The 16288-nt window shown below is 44.2% G+C and carries 20 protein-coding genes and 1 tRNA gene; 9 read left to right on the forward strand and 12 right to left on the reverse strand.

Annotation, left to right across the window (positions count from 1 at the left end; translation table 11 throughout):
* Positions 1 to 67 precede the first annotated feature (67 nt).
* From EPL05_RS22215 to EPL05_RS22230, 4 genes are all read right to left on the reverse strand, one after another.
* Positions 68 to 574 carry a hypothetical protein gene (locus EPL05_RS22215; protein WP_128536190.1) on the reverse strand — a complete coding sequence of 169 codons (507 nt, stop codon included), beginning with the start codon at positions 572 to 574 and terminating at the stop codon, positions 68 to 70.
* Complete coding sequence (locus EPL05_RS24415) at positions 575 to 1636, reverse strand: DNA cytosine methyltransferase (RefSeq protein WP_243837358.1); 1062 nt, start codon at positions 1634 to 1636, stop codon at positions 575 to 577.
* 275 nt (positions 1637 to 1911) lie between these two features.
* Positions 1912 to 2127: a hypothetical protein gene (locus tag EPL05_RS22225; RefSeq protein WP_128536191.1), complete on the reverse strand. Its 216-nt coding sequence runs from the start codon at positions 2125 to 2127 to the stop codon at positions 1912 to 1914.
* The gene (locus tag EPL05_RS22230) at positions 2118 to 2789 is read right to left on the reverse strand and encodes a hypothetical protein (RefSeq protein WP_128536192.1); all 672 of its coding nucleotides are present in this window, start codon (positions 2787 to 2789) and stop codon (positions 2118 to 2120) included. Before EPL05_RS22230 ends, EPL05_RS22225 begins: the two co-directional genes overlap by 10 nt.
* A gap of 558 nt (positions 2790 to 3347) precedes the next feature.
* Between EPL05_RS22230 and EPL05_RS22235 the strand changes: the two genes are divergently transcribed.
* Entirely contained in the window at positions 3348 to 3737 is a 390-nt protein-coding gene (locus EPL05_RS22235; protein ID WP_128536193.1) for a hypothetical protein, read from the forward strand.
* 120 nt (positions 3738 to 3857) lie between these two features.
* Here the strand turns inward: EPL05_RS22235 and EPL05_RS22240 are convergent.
* Positions 3858 to 3931 (reverse strand) — tRNA-Ala (locus EPL05_RS22240).
* A gap of 279 nt (positions 3932 to 4210) precedes the next feature.
* Here EPL05_RS22240 and pckA point away from each other — a divergent pair.
* From pckA to EPL05_RS24125, 7 genes are all read left to right on the forward strand, one after another.
* Positions 4211 to 5815 carry a phosphoenolpyruvate carboxykinase (ATP) gene (gene pckA / locus EPL05_RS22245; protein WP_128536194.1) on the forward strand — a complete coding sequence of 535 codons (1605 nt, stop codon included), beginning with the start codon at positions 4211 to 4213 and terminating at the stop codon, positions 5813 to 5815.
* A 34-nt stretch (positions 5816 to 5849) separates the two neighbouring features.
* Positions 5850 to 6905 (forward strand): class 1 fructose-bisphosphatase, encoded by a 1056-nt coding sequence (fbp, locus tag EPL05_RS22250; RefSeq protein ID WP_128536195.1) that lies wholly within the window; start codon positions 5850 to 5852, stop codon positions 6903 to 6905.
* Positions 6906 to 7013: 108 nt separating this feature from the next.
* The gene (locus EPL05_RS22255; RefSeq protein WP_166727789.1) at positions 7014 to 8852 is read left to right on the forward strand and encodes a glycoside hydrolase family 13 protein; all 1839 of its coding nucleotides are present in this window, start codon (positions 7014 to 7016) and stop codon (positions 8850 to 8852) included.
* Positions 8853 to 9472: 620 nt separating this feature from the next.
* Positions 9473 to 10660, forward strand: coding sequence for an MFS transporter (locus EPL05_RS22260; protein ID WP_208394818.1), 1188 nt, complete (start codon positions 9473 to 9475; stop codon positions 10658 to 10660).
* Between the two features lie 232 nt (positions 10661 to 10892).
* On the forward strand, positions 10893 to 11084 hold the full coding sequence (locus EPL05_RS22265) for a hypothetical protein (RefSeq protein WP_128536197.1): 192 nt from the start codon (positions 10893 to 10895) through the stop codon (positions 11082 to 11084).
* Positions 11085 to 11106: 22 nt separating this feature from the next.
* Positions 11107 to 11259 (forward strand): hypothetical protein, encoded by a 153-nt coding sequence (locus EPL05_RS24120; protein ID WP_166727790.1) that lies wholly within the window; start codon positions 11107 to 11109, stop codon positions 11257 to 11259.
* Positions 11260 to 11303: 44 nt separating this feature from the next.
* Positions 11304 to 11453 (forward strand): hypothetical protein, encoded by a 150-nt coding sequence (locus EPL05_RS24125; RefSeq protein WP_166727791.1) that lies wholly within the window; start codon positions 11304 to 11306, stop codon positions 11451 to 11453.
* A gap of 71 nt (positions 11454 to 11524) precedes the next feature.
* On the opposite strand, the gene lpxB is transcribed toward EPL05_RS24125, so the two are convergent.
* Entirely contained in the window at positions 11525 to 12637 is a 1113-nt protein-coding gene (gene lpxB, locus EPL05_RS22270) for a lipid-A-disaccharide synthase (RefSeq protein ID WP_128536198.1), read from the reverse strand.
* 63 nt (positions 12638 to 12700) lie between these two features.
* On the opposite strand from lpxB, the gene EPL05_RS22275 reads away from it, so the two are divergent.
* Entirely contained in the window at positions 12701 to 13162 is a 462-nt protein-coding gene (locus EPL05_RS22275; RefSeq protein WP_128536199.1) for a DUF7684 family protein, read from the forward strand.
* Here the strand turns inward: EPL05_RS22275 and EPL05_RS22280 are convergent, their stop codons facing one another.
* From EPL05_RS22280 to EPL05_RS22305, 6 genes are all read right to left on the reverse strand, one after another.
* Positions 13163 to 13429, reverse strand: coding sequence for a hypothetical protein (locus tag EPL05_RS22280; RefSeq protein ID WP_128536200.1), 267 nt, complete (start codon positions 13427 to 13429; stop codon positions 13163 to 13165). It abuts the gene before it with no gap.
* Complete coding sequence (gene surE, locus EPL05_RS22285; protein WP_243837359.1) at positions 13419 to 14207, reverse strand: 5'/3'-nucleotidase SurE; 789 nt, start codon at positions 14205 to 14207, stop codon at positions 13419 to 13421. Before surE ends, EPL05_RS22280 begins: the two co-directional genes overlap by 11 nt.
* 69 nt (positions 14208 to 14276) lie before the next feature.
* Positions 14277 to 15431: an acyltransferase family protein gene (locus EPL05_RS22290; protein WP_128536202.1), complete on the reverse strand. Its 1155-nt coding sequence runs from the start codon at positions 15429 to 15431 to the stop codon at positions 14277 to 14279.
* A gap of 153 nt (positions 15432 to 15584) precedes the next feature.
* Complete coding sequence (locus EPL05_RS22295; RefSeq protein WP_128536203.1) at positions 15585 to 15770, reverse strand: CsbD family protein; 186 nt, start codon at positions 15768 to 15770, stop codon at positions 15585 to 15587.
* Between the two features lie 57 nt (positions 15771 to 15827).
* On the reverse strand, positions 15828 to 16085 hold the full coding sequence (locus EPL05_RS22300) for a Txe/YoeB family addiction module toxin (RefSeq protein WP_128536204.1): 258 nt from the start codon (positions 16083 to 16085) through the stop codon (positions 15828 to 15830).
* Positions 16076 to 16288, reverse strand: a complete 213-nt coding sequence (locus EPL05_RS22305; protein WP_128536205.1) for a DUF2683 family protein — start codon at positions 16286 to 16288, stop codon at positions 16076 to 16078. The genes EPL05_RS22300 and EPL05_RS22305 overlap by 10 nt, the downstream gene beginning before the upstream one ends.

Below are 16288 nucleotides of genomic sequence, written 5' to 3' on the forward strand. Positions count from 1 at the left end.
GTGGTCAATTTGGCCCGGAATGCCTGGTCAGTTTGCCCCGGAATGGGGTGGTCAATTTGACGCGGAATCACTGGTCACATTCCGCCGGAATCAGGTGGTCAATATCAGCGGTATATCCAGTGAAATCAACTAACGCTTTATCCCATTTTTCGGTGCCGTAAAGCACAACTAAGTCTTTTAAGAATTCGGGAATAACATATTTTCTCGTCGGACTGTTCCAATTCTCATTGGGATTAATACCGCTTCTTATTACAAAATTAACTACCAATAAAAATTTGATATAAGCACGGGGAACGTCGTCATAAGAGCCAGCGCTTATACTCTCCTCAAAATTTTTATTGAAGTATGCAATTACTTCCTTAGAGGATAGTCCATAGTTATCTGTTATGCATTTGGCTTTTGTCCAATCATCCGTAACGTCCAACAAAGCTAAAAAGCTCATTGCCGTATTCTCCGTACTTTTAGGTGCTTTTGGATTTATCGGAATTCCAATGCTTTCCAAAATATCTATAGCTTCGTTAATAATTTTCTTTACTCCAATACTTTTTTTGCTTTTAGGCAGGTAGTCTTTCATTTAAAAAAGGGTTAGGTCTTGGTACGCCACTTGGTTGTGATGGTATATAAAATCGCTTGGGTGCTGTTCTGTTTGATTATAGCAATCCTTAATAGCTAATGCTATTTGATAGGCAAGTAACGGCGGTACTGCATTCCCTATCTGATTGTACGCATTGGTTTCATTACCCTGAAATTCAAACCAATCAGGAAAGCTTTGCAACCTTGCCGCTTCGTCTATTGTTATTCTTCTTCTTCTGCCATCCTTCAATCTCACCCGTTGCATGTCACCTGTCGCCCCCGCTAAGTTCCTACAGGTTAAAGTACGAGCTGGTTTATCAGGATACAAATCCCTTGGATTAATACATTGAGAGGCACGCTCATATTTGGCAACGTAAGCATCCATAGATGCGTTTAGAAACTTACTATCATCTGAAAACTGTGTCATCAAATCCCCAATAGCGTTACTGACGGTAGTCTTTTGATTGTGCATTTTCGGGAACTTGAAAGTGGATTTATGCCCCACCACAAAGAGCCTTTCCCGGTTCTGAGGAACCTTATAATTAACTGCATTGAGGAGTTTGAATTCTATAAGATATCCTAACTCACTAAGCTCTTTCCTTATTAAATCAAAGTACCATTTATTTGAATATAGCAAGCCTCGTACATTTTCAAACATGAAAACTTTAGGGTTCAATCGCTTAACTGCATCTATAAAAATTGGAAACCCGTCCCGTGCATCCTCCATACCTTTCTGATTGCCACCGACGCTGAACGGTTGACATGGTGGTCCACCTATCACGATATCTGCTGGTGGATATTCGTACCCAACTTCAAGTTTAACGGGAAAGCAGGGGTTTCCAAGATTTCTTACATAGCTCTCAGAGGCTGGCACATTCATCTCAAACCCTACCGTCTTAAATCCTGCTGCCTCAAACCCTAAAGCTAAGCCGCCGCAACCCGCAAATAAGTCCAACACCACTGCATCTTCTGTATGCACAGGTCTTAGCACCTGATTAATGTACTGTATGTAGTTATTCGCCTCAAAATCCATTAATTCAAAAGTATAAAATTGCCACGCCATATCCTCATTTTTAATTTGCTTAAATGAGCGAAAGCTAAATTTTTTGACAAAGAATACAGACTATTTGTCGAAGCAAGTACCCTATTCGTGTCACTGGTTGGCAACATATACCGTTTCTGATATCAATTTCTGAATATCTATAATGCGCCCGGCTCCTGGCCGGGTACATTATAGTTGGATACGGTACGTATAAGTAGGCTTTACGGTACCAATAGGTACAGTTATTTTTATAGGTTAGTTTTGCGCTAAGTTCTTATTCTAACTAATTTCTAACCCTACAATAGCGTATTTACAAAGCACATATAACACGCAGTGCGCACCATTTCAGGTACAGGTTTAATGAACGTTAAATCCAGTTTCCCGTCCACAAAATCGAGTTTTACATAATCCTCAATGTTACCATTTAGTTGTCTGTTATTAAATTTTTTGCCCAAGTTGTCCATCTCACTAACGAATGCATCTGCTTTTGATTTTTGCAAAACTATCTCCATTGTACAGCACGGTTTTTAACTGCAATATCCTTAACCTTTACGGTTAAGCCATTAGCTACTTTATAATCTTGTAGGCGGGCATTTTCAGCCAGTTTAAGCGCCTCAAATGTTTGCGTCAATGATATTGACCATGTGTCGGCAAGCGACTGCATGAGGTCTCGATTTGAGTTCACATCAATTTGTTTGAAACAGTAGCGTATAGCGTTGAGTCTATGCATCTCGTCCTTAATCTTATTTACACGGTAAAAGCCATTACCCCATTTTGCGCTCAGTAAGTCTCTAAGGTTTATACCCCACTTATCCGATTGTACTAACACATGTGCATGGTAGTTACCGCCACTGTATTCATTAGTTTTGATGTAGTTGGTTATGTATCCATTGTTTACCAACCAAGCTATTACACCTTCAATTGATTTGTTATGCATATTAAGCGTGACTAACTTCTCATTGGTAAAGGTTATCAAGTGCGAATAAGGATAACCTGAACAGCCCTTAAATAGGTCATTGTTGTAATTAGTAGCGGTACTCACCGGAATGTTTGCCACCTGTTTCACTGGTTTAGCTTGTAGTTTAATCTTCGCTCTGCGTCTTTGCTGAGCCTCTCTTGTTTGGATGGTACGGGCGGCTTTGCGCTCTTCATCTGATTTGAATTTTCTTCTCATTTTTTTAATTTTAATTTGAGTTTTGTTATGCTTACATCGTTTACACCTACGGAGGTATTTTCGAGTACAGGGGGTTAGTTGCACTTTGCACTGTTCCGCCCCATTGTCTGCGTTGTTATTATTAAATACATGACTTTGGAAAAGATTACATAGTAAGCTCAGTCATCACAGGTGAAAATCACACATAACGCTGACAATGAGGTGAATAAAATTTTATAAATTGAGATAAAAAATCTCAAACCCGAAGCTCACTAATCCATCAATCCCGACTAAAGCAAATATAGTTTAGTACCCCCCCGGTTGTCAAGCGTATCAGAAAATAAATGATGACATTGAAAATTTTTCAAAAAATAGTTCAAATTTTCTTTTGGGGTCAGGCGACAAAAGCCTGTACCTGAACTTCGTAGCGTATAGCAGGATATTGTGTGCGAATTTCAAGACTCGCCGAAGCGTTTTTAAAGAAAGATATTCTTGATATATTTGGCTTAACGGTTCACGCAATTAGGTTGCGCTCTGCCCAAATTAAATATAAATTATAATTAATTGACTTTATAAATCATGCCATCACGAGCGGACTTACTTTGGGACAGGGTTAAAATGTATGCTGATGTCAACGGCAGAATTAAGGTAGACCCGGCAGACAACCTTATTATAGATGGAAGAGGTCGCAATTGGGATGAAGAAGAAAGAATTGAACGAGAACAGGAAGAACTAAGAAAGTTAGACGATTTAGCCAAGAATGGTTATATAGTAGGTAAGGTCTTAACTACACACTTCACAAATACCGTTGCGACAGTGAAAGATGAGGTTAAGCAGGCGTTTGATGATGTTCTTAACCGGAGCGAGGAGCCAAAAAAACTTACTAAAAAGCAGCAATTCGAACTGGATGTTAAGAACAAGACTGCTGAGAGAAAACTTAAAACCATCATAAAAGCAGGCAAGAAGTAAACCAGAGCCATTTTTGCCCACATTTGCAGTGCTGAAATCGTGCTGGTGAACCACTGAAATTACCCGAAAAGATATAAAAAAAGCCTCAAAAACAGTGTTTTTGAGGCTTAAAATCGTAGGTGGAGAATATCGGAGTCGAACCGATGACCTCTTGCATGCCATGCAAGCGCTCTAGCCAGCTGAGCTAATCCCCCGTTTGAGGAGCGCAAATATAATATTTAATAGCACAAATGCCAAGAAACTTTTAAACTTCCCTCGGAGAGGTTTAAAAACACCGTTGATTTTAGAACCGCCGCCACTTAGTGTATTGAAATTTATTTTTTTTACTGTTTTTTAAGAATCATACATCTGATAATCAGTTAATTAAATAGTGTGTAAAAAATACATTATGTAAATAAATATTCAAAAACACTTGTTTCTTAACATTTCAAAAGCCTAATTTTGGGGCAACCAATTATAAACTTTCAACCTTAATGAATACAAATAATAACCGGGTGCCCCAATTAGGGTATCTCAACCTGGCTAATGGCTCTGCTATTTTATACCAGCTCAACCCAGCACAATTAATTGAAGCGGCCATCAAACGCAACGAGGGTATTTTAAGCGATTCGGGCGCGCTTGCGATAGATACCGGCGCCTTTACCGGCCGGTCGCCCAAAGACCGCTTTATTGTTGACGACCACATTAGCCATGATAACGTATGGTGGGGGCCTGTCAATTTTAAATTTGATGGCGCACGCTTTAATTCATTATTTAAAAAGATGACCCGCTATCTGGCGCAAAAAGAAATATTTGTACGCGATAGTTGCGCATGCGCCAATGCAGATTACCATATCGATATCCGCGTGGTAACTGAAACCGCTTACCAAAACCTGTTTGTACATCACCTATTCATCAGACCAAAGGTTGCAAACCCCGAAGGGCAGCCGGAATGGACCATCATCGCCGCACCCGGCTTCTCCGCCGACCCGGAGACCGACGGCACGCGCCAAAAGAATTTTACCATCATCAGCCTCAGTAAAAAAACCATTTTGATAGGCGGCACGGGCTACACCGGCGAAATAAAGAAGGCTATCTTCACCGTGCTTAATTTCACCCTCGCCCACGATAAACAGGTGCTGCCCATGCATTGCGCCGCCAACACGGGCGCCAATGGCGATACCTCCATTTTCTTCGGCCTTTCGGGCACGGGTAAAACCACCCTATCGGCAGACCCGGAACGCCATCTCATCGGCGACGATGAACATGGCTGGAGCGACCACTCCATATTTAATTTCGAGGGTGGCTGTTATGCGAAATGCTCTGGCTTAACCGCCGAAAAAGAGCCGCAGATCTTTCGTGCAATCCAATATGGGGCTTTGCTGGAAAACATAAACTTTACACCCGGCACCCGCACGGTTAATTTTGATAACATCGACAAAACCGAAAATACGCGTGTAGCCTACCCCCTATCAAATGTGAACAACGCGGTAATTCCGTCGGTAGGTGCTTCGCCAAAAAATATTTTCTTTTTAACCGCGGATGCTTTCGGGATCTTGCCCCCTATCTCCAAGTTGACGGCAGAACAGGCGATGTATCATTTCATCTCTGGCTATACCGCCAAAGTGGCCGGTACCGAAACAGGCGTTACCGAACCAAAGCTTACCTTTTCGGCTTGCTTTGGTGAGGCTTTCCTCCCTTTGCACCCGGTGGCCTACGCCAACCTGCTTGGAAAAAAGATAACCGATAACCAGGTGAACGTTTGGTTGGTAAACACCGGCTGGACAGGTGGCGCTTACGGTACCGGACAGCGCATCAAGCTCTCCTACACCCGGGCCATGATCAGCGCGGCTATAAACGGCAAGCTGGACCATGTTAAATATCACCGCCACCCGATATTTAAAACCATGATGCCCGCAACCTGCCCCAACGTACCCAACGATGTACTCGACCCAAAAAACACCTGGAAAAGCGAAAACGAGTACGAAGAAAACGCCAACAGGCTGGCGCAGGCATTTAACAACAACTTCAGCAAATACCTTAACGATGATACCGTAAACCTGTTAGCAGCCGGTCCTGCGGCCATCCAGGCGGTTTAAAAAGTCCATTAAGTAACATTACACACCATATTTTATGCCAAAGGTTACTACTTTAGGTCAGTTTATTATTGAAAAACAAGCCGATTTCCCTTATGCCAAGGGAGAACTTTCCCGCTTATTGAGGGATATTGCCATAGCCGCTAAAATTGTAAACAGGGAGGTGAACAAAGCGGGGCTGATGGATATTTTGGGGCAGGCGGGCAGCACCAATATTCAGGGAGAAAGCCAGCAGAAACTCGATATTTTCGCGAATGAACAATTCATCTCGGCGCTTACCAGCGGCGGAGAGTGCTGCATTGTGGCATCAGAAGAAAATGAGGACATCATCATAATAGACCCGAAAGACAGGAAAGCGGGCAAATATGTGGTAGCTATAGATCCGCTCGACGGCTCATCCAATATTGATGTAAATGTGCCGGTAGGCACCATATTTTCTATTTATCGCCGAAAGGATTTTGATACCCCGCCCGGCCTTTGCGATGTGCTGCAAAAAGGCACCGAACAGGTGGCGGCGGGCTATATTATCTACGGCTCGTCTACCATGTTGGTTTATACTACTGGCAGGGGCGTTAACGGCTTTACGCTCGACCCATCCATCGGCGAGTTCTGCCTCTCCCACCCGGGGATGCGCGTGCCCGAAGATGGCACTATCTATTCCATCAACGAGGGGTATTATATGCATTTCCCAAAGGGGGTTAAGCAGTACATAAAATATTGCCAGGAGGAGGACAGGGCTACCAAGCGGCCCTACACATCGCGCTACATCGGCTCTATGGTGGCCGATATTCATCGCAACCTTATTAAAGGCGGCATTTTTATTTACCCATACACAGCGGCCACCCCCTCGGGCAAACTAAGGCTGGTGTATGAGTGCAACCCCATGGCATTTATAATTGAGCAGGCCGGCGGCAGGGCAACTAATGGCGACAAGCGCATCCTAACCATAGAGGTGGAGGAACTGCACCAACGCACCCCGGTTTTTATCGGCTCAAAAAACATGGTGATCCACGCGGAGGAGTTTATGAAAGAAGCCATTGAACTATCTTTTGCTTATGACGAGAACCAGGGCTTTCCCTTCGCGGTAGATTAAGGTTTTTTTGCGTGGCCGGTAGCCGCTTTCCTTAGCGCGCACAACAAATAAGTGCCTATATTTGAAATGGGCGCCGCCCCGCAGTTATTAACCTGTTCATGCTGGTCCATGAAAAATTATACCACTATGCTTATTTGCTTGTTCGCCGCTTTTACCACCCAGGCACAGGATATTGCCACACCGTTTGATAAAGCACCCGAATGGAGCAAAAGTGCCATCTGGTACCAGATCTTCCCGGAGCGTTTCCGCAATGGCGACAGTATGAACAACCCCAAGCCCGAAAATATCAACATTCCCCCGATGGGGCAAACCGCGCCCGAAGACTGGGCGGTGAACCAATGGACCGAAGACTGGTACGGCCAGCAGGGCTGGGAGGCAAACAAAGGTTTTAATGATAATATGTACTACCGCCGCTACGGTGGCGATTTGCAGGGTGTTTTAGATAAGCTGGATTACCTGCAAAACCTGGGCGTAACCGCGCTGTTTATGAACCCGCTGAACGATGCCCCCTCGGCACATAAATATGATGCCCGGCATTATCACCACATCGACGTAAACTTTGGCCCCGACCCGGAGGGCGATACCAAACTGATAGCAACAGAAAACCCCGCCGACCCCGCCACCTGGAAATGGACCGCTGCCGATAAGCTTTTTCTGAAACTGGTTAGCGAGGTGCACAAGCGTGGGATGCGCATCATTATGGATTACTCCTGGAACCATACCGGCGTAATGTTTTGGGCCTGGCAGGATGTGCTCAAGAACCAGTCGCACTCGGCGTATAAGGATTGGTACGAGATCCGCTCGTTTGACGATAGCAACACGCCCGAAAATGAATTTGCCTACACCGGCTGGGTAGGCGTGGCCAGCCTGCCCGAGATCCGCAAAGTAGATGTAACTACGCTACGCGTTAACGGCCATCCCTACGAGGGCAACATCAACGAAGGAGCAAAAAAGCACATCTTCGCGGTAACCCGGCGTTGGCTCGCACCCGATGGCCAGGCGGCCAATGGCATAGATGGTTTTAGGCTGGACGTGGCCGACCAGATAGGGCTCGGTTTTTGGCGCGATTTCCGCAAGGAGGTGCGTAGCATAAAACCCAATGCTTATTTAGTAGGCGAAATTTGGTGGGATACCTGGCCCGATAAACTGATGGACCCAACGCCTTACATCCATGGCGATATTTTTGATGCCGTAATGTTTTACCAGGCCTATCGCCCCGCCCGTTACTTCTTCGCTAAAACAGATTTTCCCCTGGATGCCGCGCAGTTTAAGAACGAGCTGGAGCACGAGTGGAACCGCCTGCCCGAAGATAAGCGTTACGCCATGATGAACGTATCCAGCACGCACGATACCCCACGCCTGCTTACCGATTTCTACAACACCAATAAATATAAGTTCCAGGCTAACCCGCGCGAGAACCCCAATTATCGCACCGGCAAACCCGATGAAGAAACCTACAAACGCCTGCGTTTATATCTCGTACACCTGTTCACCAGCATTGGCGCACCTCAAATTTGGAACGGCGAAGAAATGGGCATGTGGGGTGCCGACGATCCCGACCCACGCAAACCGCTCTGGTGGAAAGACTATACCTTTGCCAACGAAACCCGCAACAACACCCAACCCGGCGAAAAAGAGTACGATAAGGTTGGCTTTAACCAGCAAACTTTCGATTGGTATAAAAAGCTCATCGCCATCCGCAAAGAAAACCCTGTGCTGATGAATGGCAAAATAGAGTTTATTGAAGCGGAGGGCAAAACCCTTATTTATAGAAGGTACAATGATCAAAATGAAGTACTGGTGTTTTTTAACCTGGAGGAAGGCTCCATTAATTATCCGCTGCCTGGGGGCACTGTTTATAAAACCCTTTTAGATGACAGCGCCATAAGTGGCGTAGTGCATTTGGAACCGTTGGAAGCAAAAATTTTAGTGAAACGGGAGAAGTAGGTTTTGGGTATGGCTTCAAGTAATTTCGCTGCAAACTCGCCTGCGATCGAAAAAAGTTTACAAAAGTTAACACAATTCACATCTTAACTTTTGTAAAAACCTAATATTCAACTGCTTATTATTTTACAGGGTTAACACTTTTTTATCAATTTAATGCTTTGTTGGTTTTATATAATGTCACAAAAACATTGAGCGAATAAATATATCTGATGCCTACTACCACAGTCGAAATAAAAAATCGGAAAAAGATATTGAACTACTACATCATTTTAGTGTGAATGACTTTATACTGAAGGTGCTTATAGATTTACAAATTCTTTTAAAAAAGTAAAGCCCCTGATGGGCAGGGGCCTTTACTAACCAATTATAAACCTAAATTATGAGAAGACTTTTTTATGTATCAACATTGTCTGTTCTTGTTGATAGTGTAAAAGTAACACTAAGTTTTAAATTACAAAGAATTTATTTGTAATTTTTTTGTCAGCTTTATATTAATGTACTTTTTTCGTTATTGTATTAACAAAGATACTTCAATTTATTTGAAATATTTTCAATTATTTATGAATTTATGCTGACGGACTTGTAAAAAATCTTTTACACTTTTGTGAATATCTTAAAAAATGGCCGTTACAACACACAAACCGCATTTAACCACTACCACCCTTTGGGTAATGACTTTAACCACGGGGCTTGTTGTGGCCAATCTTTATTACAACCAGCCGTTGTTGCACGATATGGCCGAAACCTTTCATGTAAGTAACGGTACGGCAGGGCAGGTTAGTATGCTTACTCAAATAGGTTATGCCGTTGGGATGTTTTTTGTAGTGCCCCTGGCCGATATGGTGGAGCGAAAACGCTTAATGCTCATCAATTTCGCGTTTGTGGTGGCAGCATTGTTACTAACGGCCCTCGCCCCCAACATCGATATTTTGATCCTATCGGGCTTTTTATTGGGCTGCACCTCTATTATTCCTCAGTTACTGGTGCCCATGGCCGCCCATTTGGCAGATCCCGCCGAGCGTGGAAAGAAAATAGGCTTCATTATGAGCGGGCTTTTAATAGGCATATTATTATCGCGTACACTCAGCGGCTTTGTAGGTGCGCACCTGGGCTGGCGGGCCATGTTTTATATCGCCGGCGGTATTATGATGCTAATGTGGCTGCTGGTGTACCTGCTGCTACCCAAGGTTGAGCCCGAATACAAGGGTAATTACGGCAAACTGATGCACTCGCTTATCCACCTCGTAAAAAATGAGCCCAAATTACGTTTAGCTTCCCTGCGCGGCGCTCTTTGCTTCGCATGTTTCAGCGCGTTTTGGACCAGCCTGGTATTTATGCTCAAACAAAACTTTAACGAAGGCAGCGACGTTGCAGGAGCCTTTGGCCTGGCCGGTGCCTTTGGAGCTATTGCCGCCGGGCTTGTGGGCCGCCTGAGCGACAGGATGGACTCCTATAAATTATCAACCATTACCTTAGCTTTGGTTTTAATATCCTTTATCATCTTCTGGTTCTCGGCTTATAGCATTGCCGGGCTGATAGCAGGCGTTATTATTATGGATATGGGAGTGCAAGCCACGCACATCTCCAACCAATCTATTATTTTTTCATTAGACCCCGCGGCACGCAACCGCATCAACACCGTTTACATGGTAACCTATTTTATAGGCGGCGCAACTGGCACCTTTCTGGCCACGCGGATTTGGGGTACTTATAACTGGCCGGGCATCTGCGCTATTGGCATTATCCTATCGGCGGTTGCAATCGTTATCCACCTTATAACGCGCAAAACGATGCAGCGCGCTGTCTGAAAACGAACACTGTACACATTTACCGAACACCCGCTGACCTCCATTTACAACAGCATGTACTTATTTATTGTACAATCTGTACGATAATAACCTTATAAAAGCGCTTAAAAACCCGGGGCTCGGCACCTTTTTGTATGTAGTGTAAAAAAACTTTATGCGTACTGTCATTTTTTTTACGCGGCTCCCCTTTTTTGGCACAGAGTTGGAATAAGTATCATCAAACCGAGAAACCATGCAAATCGACAAGAAACCAGAAGCCCCGGCCGAAGAAAAAGAATGGGAAAACCCGGTAGCACCGGAAAAACCAGCCGACCACCGGGAAGAGGAACAGTTGGAAAGGCAAATGAAGGAAGCGAAGCGCAGGCACGATAACCTCGAAGAAAACCAGGGCGAAGCAAGCGATAACGAACAAACTAAAAACTAAACATAATTTAAAAATATTGATCATGAAAACTACATCACAACAAACAGCAACAAGCAAATTGGTAAACCGTTTCGATAAAGAATTGAGAACCCTTTTAATGAATGATTTGAGAGCTATCCGTTCGGTAAAAGCGCAAATGATAGGTATAAATGCTAATAGCCTAAGCGCAGCGTAATAACTAAAAGAACACCAAACACACAATATTTAAGGCATCTACCTATGAAAACCTACAAAAAACCAGCTACCAGCAAACTTTTTGCCCGTTTTGATAACGAATTAAAAAGCTTACTAATGGAAGACCTGAAGGCTTTACGGGAAAGAGGCCAGTTTACACCGCGCAACAACCAGGCTCAGCAGCAAGCTGCCTGATCTACATATATTCTATCTACCTATTAAAACAGTCCTTTGAGGAAAATAAGGCTCGGCAGTAATGCGGAGCCTTATTTTTTTGAGGCGTATTTGATAATGAGTGCCGCTGTTTTGGCCGATGCGCCGGGTTTGCCCATGCGCTGGTGAAGCAGATGGTAATTAGCGAGCATGGCGTTGCGGTAATCCTCCAGGCCCACCAGTTTATCCAATTCGTTGGAGATATTATGAAAATCACAATCCTGCTGGATCAGTTCCTTCACCACTTCTTTATCCATTATTAAATTCACCAGCGAGATGAATTTTATTTTCACCAGCATTTTGGCTATGCCGATGGTAATGGCGTTGCCTTTATAAACCACCACCTGCGGCACGTTTAGCAGGGCGGTTTCTAACGTGGCAGTACCAGATGCTACTACGGCGGCTTCTGCATTGCTCAGCAGATCATAAGTGGCGTTAAACACTACGGGGATATGCATCCCGCCGATGTACTGGCGGTAATATTCGGCATCGAAGGTTGGCGCGCCGGCTATTACAAACTGAAAATTGGTGAACCGCCCTGCAACTTTAGCCATCTCGGGCAGCAATCGGCTGATCTCCTGCTTGCGGCTGCCGGGTAAAAGCGCAATTATTTTTTTGCCGATGAGCACATTGTTCTTTAAAAAATCGGGGGTGGGCGTAAAAGCGTCAACGGCATCTAAAAGCGGGTTGCCAACGTAATCAATATCCATCCCCCAACCCTTATAAAAGTCCACCTCGAAGGGCAGGATGCAAAATAAATGATCAACAGATCGTTTTATCTTCAGCACCCGCTTCTGGTTCCAGGCCCAAACCTTTGGCGAAATGTAGTAGCAAACCAGCAGGCCCGTCCTTTTGGCAAAGTCCGCTATTTTTAAATTAAAACCGGGAAAATCTATCAGTATCAAAACATCGGGCTGATAAGCCACAATATCTTTCTTGCAAAGACTCATGTTTTTTAGAATGGCGCCCAGGTTGGCCACCACCTCTACAAAGCCCATAAAGGCCATGTCCTCGTAATGTTTTACCAGGATACCGCCTTCGGCCTCCATCAGGTGGCCGCCAAAATAACGAAACTCCGCTTGCTTGTCCTTCTCCTTCAGCTCCTTCATTAGGTTGGCGCCATGCAAATCGCCCGAGGCTTCGCCGGCTACCAGGTAATACTTCATGCTACAATGATAGTAAGTAAAATATTGTTTATTGAAAAATGAGTGAGTAATTTAGTTTTTATCATGATCCATTTAACAACAGTTAACAACAGAAAAGTTCTTTATCAACGCTACAGCACAGAACTGCCCTGGAGCAAATATTTCCCAACGCAAAACTGGCTGGCTTTTGTGGTTGTTAAGAACCAGGCCAAAACTAAATTAATTGAAATCTCTAACAAATTGATCAATAACAATGCGTGCTTTATTTGCTCCTCGGGTGTGCAGGGTGAACTATTGCACGATATAATTGACGAGGAAATAATGTTTAGGCAAGTTGACATTGACGACCTCTATTTACCTCCTTTTGACATCGTTACAACCTGGCACAATGATATTGCCGAGGGACTATGGTATGCAACAAAAGCAGCTTGTAACGACCCTACTAAAATTGATAAAGTAGTATGTTTAGATGCAAGCGAAAGCGGAATTGAGCCGGAGATTCTGGAGCTGCTTTTGAAATTTAACGCAGGTTATATTCCTGATTAATTATCGGGTATATATTTTAAATAGAAAAACTACCAGCATAAAAGCGAAAGTAAACATCATCACACCGTTGGCCGTCTCATCCAACTTGTTTTTAAAGCAGTAGCGCAGCAGCACTAAATTTAAACCTATGGCTATGAGGTAAGGTACCGCGGGCTTATCCATAATAATGGCATTATTGTGCAGCACATATTCAAAAACCACCCAGCTTAAGGCAGGCAAAATACTGCCCAGCAAAAAACCCGCGCCAACGCTATTCTTATTCAACATTAAAGTTCCATGTGTTTAAAAGTGGGATGGCATGGTGCGCCGTCATATCAAACTGTACAGGCACTACCGATGCATAGTTGTGCTCCAAAGCCCAAACGTCGGTATCCTCGCCATGGTCGTTGTTTTGAAAAACGCCGGTAAGCCAGTAATACGGCCGTTTGTAAGGGTCCATCCGCTCGTCAAATTCCTCGGCCCATTTTGCGTTGGCCTGCCGGCAAATTTTAATGCCTTTTATATCGTGCGTGTTGGGGAAATTCACATTCAGCAAAGTGCCGATGGGCAGGCCGTTATGCAATACCCGCAGGGCAATCTCTTTGATGAATTTTTCGCAATGCTCAAAGTTGGCCTGCAGCGAATAATCATCAAGCGAAAAACCTATGGACGGAATACTTTCTATGGCCCCCTCTACCGCTGCCGACATGGTGCCCGAGTACAGTACATTAATAGAATTGTTGAGCCCGTGATTAATGCCCGATACGCAAAGATCCGGCTTTTTGCCCTTGAATATTTTGGTAACGGCCAGCTTCACACAATCTACCGGGGTGCCGCTGCAACTGTATATCTCGATACCATCGTACAGGTCCACCTTATCTAAACGAAGCGGTTTGCCAATGGTAATGGCGTGCCCCATGCCCGATTGAGGGCTATCCGGCGCTACGACCACCACGCGGCCTATCTGCTTCATTACATGCATCAGCGTTTTTATGCCCGGCGCGGTTACGCCATCATCGTTTACAACAAGTATAGTGGGGAGGGTGGATTTTGTATGGTTTGTCATTAGGGCAAAATTAACCATTTGTGTGGCAGCCCGACGAATTAAAATAATTGGAATTATTCAGCAAACACTTTAAACCACCCTGTTCACGCCCGGTATCCTCACAATCATAAGTCCCAGCAAAAAGCTGCCTACAACCGCCAGCGGGGCTACCGCTAAAAATTTCAAAGCGGGTTCAATGGCCCAACTATGCAGCGCTACCGAGAGGCCTATTAAAATCAAGGGATGGAAAATATAAACCGCGAATGAAGTTCTTGATAGCAGGGTTAAAAAAGCAGAGGGTTTGTTCCAGCGCGTTTTGCCGATACAGAGCAAGGCGGCTACGATAGTAAAACCTACCAATTGCTCCCATACCGCGTACCATAGGCTTTGCCAGTGCCCGCCTACATTATAATATTCCACGGGGAAACCTACCAACTGCCGCACAACAAAAAATACAGGGAAGCCGATAAACACCAAACACAGCGCAGTGGTTCTCATGGTTTTGCCGGTGCCATAGTCTGCATTACTTATCCATTTGCCGCGTGAGGCGATGATCCCTAATATAAACATGGCGATGTACTGCGTAAAATGCCCCAACTGAAAGCCAAGTGGTTTGAGCACCCAGCCTACCGGGAAAAATATGCGAACGCCGTAAGAAATTACGCCAATGCAAATGGCAAAGGTGAGGATCTTTGTCACTGACGGCATTGGTTTCGAGATTCCTCTATCATCAACAAACAGACGAAACACCGCGTAAGCCAGTGTAAAGAGCAGCAGCGCGGCTACAAACCACAGTACGCCAAAATCTATCCAGCTATCAAACCCGCCCAGGTATTGCAGGTAAGTGATCTTTGGATGGGTGCCGGTGTAATTATAGTTTATAAAACTCAGGAAGGGCGACAGCACAAATGAATAGAATACTAACGGCAAACCTAATCGCAAAAACCTATCCGCAATGAACTTACCCGGTCCTTTTTTATCGTAAGATGATGGGATGAACAGTGCAGACAAGAAAAAGAAAAAACCCATAAAAAACGCCTGGTTAACGGCAACAAAAGCTGTCATGGGTACAATGGCACCGAGCAATTGAGTTTTCTCATTAAAATACCAGTTGCCCGGTGCACCATAGGTAATAGTTGCATGGTGCAGAATAACCAGCGCGGTTAGCACCACTTTCAAATGGTGTATATAAACTATTTTTTCTTTAGGATGCTCTGGTATGATGGCTGAAGGCGTGGCTGGCATATTTGCAATAAGTTTGGTGGAAGATACTTATAAACGACAAATAAAAACAGCCACTGTTGCACAGAGGGAGAAAAAGAAGCAAGAGTTAGGAAACAAGAACCAAGACAAACGATGCTATCCTGGCTCTTGATTCCTGATGTCTTGCACTGCAGCTTAAAGGCTGTTTATCCAGTTCACCAGGTCCTCGCGGGTTTTGCCGGTTTTTTGTTGGATGCGACCAAGGGTTTCATCGTCCTTACCTTCTTCGTGTGCCAGATCGTCATCGGTAAGATCGCCGTAGGCTTGTTTTATTTTCCCTTTCAGCTCGTTCCAGCCGCCTTTTAATTCTAACTTATCCATGGTTTGTTTCTCCTTATTTTAGATGTATAGGGAGAACAGGTAGGGTGAGAATTGGTTTTAATAATGATACCTAAGTTGAGCAATAAGGATGGAATCCGTTTCCACTTTATAAACCAAGCGATGTTCGCCTGTTATACGCCTTGACCAGTAACCACTCCACTTATGCTTTAGCGCCTCTGGCTTACCAATTCCTTCGAAGGGACTAACTTGTATTTCAGCGAGCAAGAAACTTATCTTTTCCATAATTTTCTTATTCCCGCTTTTCTTCCAGTATTGTAAATGAATTTGAGCTTTAGGAGAGAAAATTATTTCCATAAATCGTCCAGGGAAATTTTAATCCCTTTTCCTGCTTCTAATTCCTGAATACTTTCATCTAATTCCTTCTCGTTAGCTTTACTTGCCATTAAATATTCTGTCTCGTCGAGCTCCTTTTCGTATTCAACTTCAAAAGCGTCGAAAATAGTTTTTAAGGCTTTTTCTTGTTCTTCATTTTTGGGACGGACCGTAAGTACTGACAT

Origin of the sequence: Mucilaginibacter gilvus, from assembly GCF_004054195.1 — a bacterium.
GTDB classification, from domain to species: Bacteria; Bacteroidota; Bacteroidia; order Sphingobacteriales; family Sphingobacteriaceae; genus Mucilaginibacter; species Mucilaginibacter gilvus.

Excerpts from the sequence above, each read along its gene's own strand:
- EPL05_RS22215 (WP_128536190.1), bottom strand. The coding sequence starts at position 574 with ATGAAAGACTACCTGCCTAAAAGCAAAAAAAGTATTGGAGTAAAGAAA.
- EPL05_RS24415 (WP_243837358.1), bottom strand. The coding sequence starts at position 1,636 with ATGGCGTGGCAATTTTATACTTTTGAATTAATGGATTTTGAGGCGAAT.
- EPL05_RS22225 (WP_128536191.1), bottom strand. The coding sequence starts at position 2,127 with ATGGAGATAGTTTTGCAAAAATCAAAAGCAGATGCATTCGTTAGTGAG.
- EPL05_RS22230 (WP_128536192.1), bottom strand. The coding sequence starts at position 2,789 with ATGAGAAGAAAATTCAAATCAGATGAAGAGCGCAAAGCCGCCCGTACC.
- EPL05_RS22235 (WP_128536193.1), top strand. The coding sequence starts at position 3,348 with ATGCCATCACGAGCGGACTTACTTTGGGACAGGGTTAAAATGTATGCT.
- pckA (WP_128536194.1), top strand. The coding sequence starts at position 4,211 with ATGAATACAAATAATAACCGGGTGCCCCAATTAGGGTATCTCAACCTG.
- fbp (WP_128536195.1), top strand. The coding sequence starts at position 5,850 with ATGCCAAAGGTTACTACTTTAGGTCAGTTTATTATTGAAAAACAAGCC.
- EPL05_RS22255 (WP_166727789.1), top strand. The coding sequence starts at position 7,014 with ATGAAAAATTATACCACTATGCTTATTTGCTTGTTCGCCGCTTTTACC.
- EPL05_RS22260 (WP_208394818.1), top strand. The coding sequence starts at position 9,473 with ATGGCCGTTACAACACACAAACCGCATTTAACCACTACCACCCTTTGG.
- EPL05_RS22265 (WP_128536197.1), top strand. The coding sequence starts at position 10,893 with ATGCAAATCGACAAGAAACCAGAAGCCCCGGCCGAAGAAAAAGAATGG.
- EPL05_RS24120 (WP_166727790.1), top strand. The coding sequence starts at position 11,107 with ATGAAAACTACATCACAACAAACAGCAACAAGCAAATTGGTAAACCGT.
- EPL05_RS24125 (WP_166727791.1), top strand. The coding sequence starts at position 11,304 with ATGAAAACCTACAAAAAACCAGCTACCAGCAAACTTTTTGCCCGTTTT.
- lpxB (WP_128536198.1), bottom strand. The coding sequence starts at position 12,637 with ATGAAGTATTACCTGGTAGCCGGCGAAGCCTCGGGCGATTTGCATGGC.
- EPL05_RS22275 (WP_128536199.1), top strand. The coding sequence starts at position 12,701 with ATGATCCATTTAACAACAGTTAACAACAGAAAAGTTCTTTATCAACGC.
- EPL05_RS22280 (WP_128536200.1), bottom strand. The coding sequence starts at position 13,429 with ATGTTGAATAAGAATAGCGTTGGCGCGGGTTTTTTGCTGGGCAGTATT.
- surE (WP_243837359.1), bottom strand. The coding sequence starts at position 14,207 with ATGACAAACCATACAAAATCCACCCTCCCCACTATACTTGTTGTAAAC.
- EPL05_RS22290 (WP_128536202.1), bottom strand. The coding sequence starts at position 15,431 with ATGCCAGCCACGCCTTCAGCCATCATACCAGAGCATCCTAAAGAAAAA.
- EPL05_RS22295 (WP_128536203.1), bottom strand. The coding sequence starts at position 15,770 with ATGGATAAGTTAGAATTAAAAGGCGGCTGGAACGAGCTGAAAGGGAAA.
- EPL05_RS22300 (WP_128536204.1), bottom strand. The coding sequence starts at position 16,085 with ATGGAAATAATTTTCTCTCCTAAAGCTCAAATTCATTTACAATACTGG.
- EPL05_RS22305 (WP_128536205.1), bottom strand. The coding sequence starts at position 16,288 with ATGTCAGTACTTACGGTCCGTCCCAAAAATGAAGAACAAGAAAAAGCC.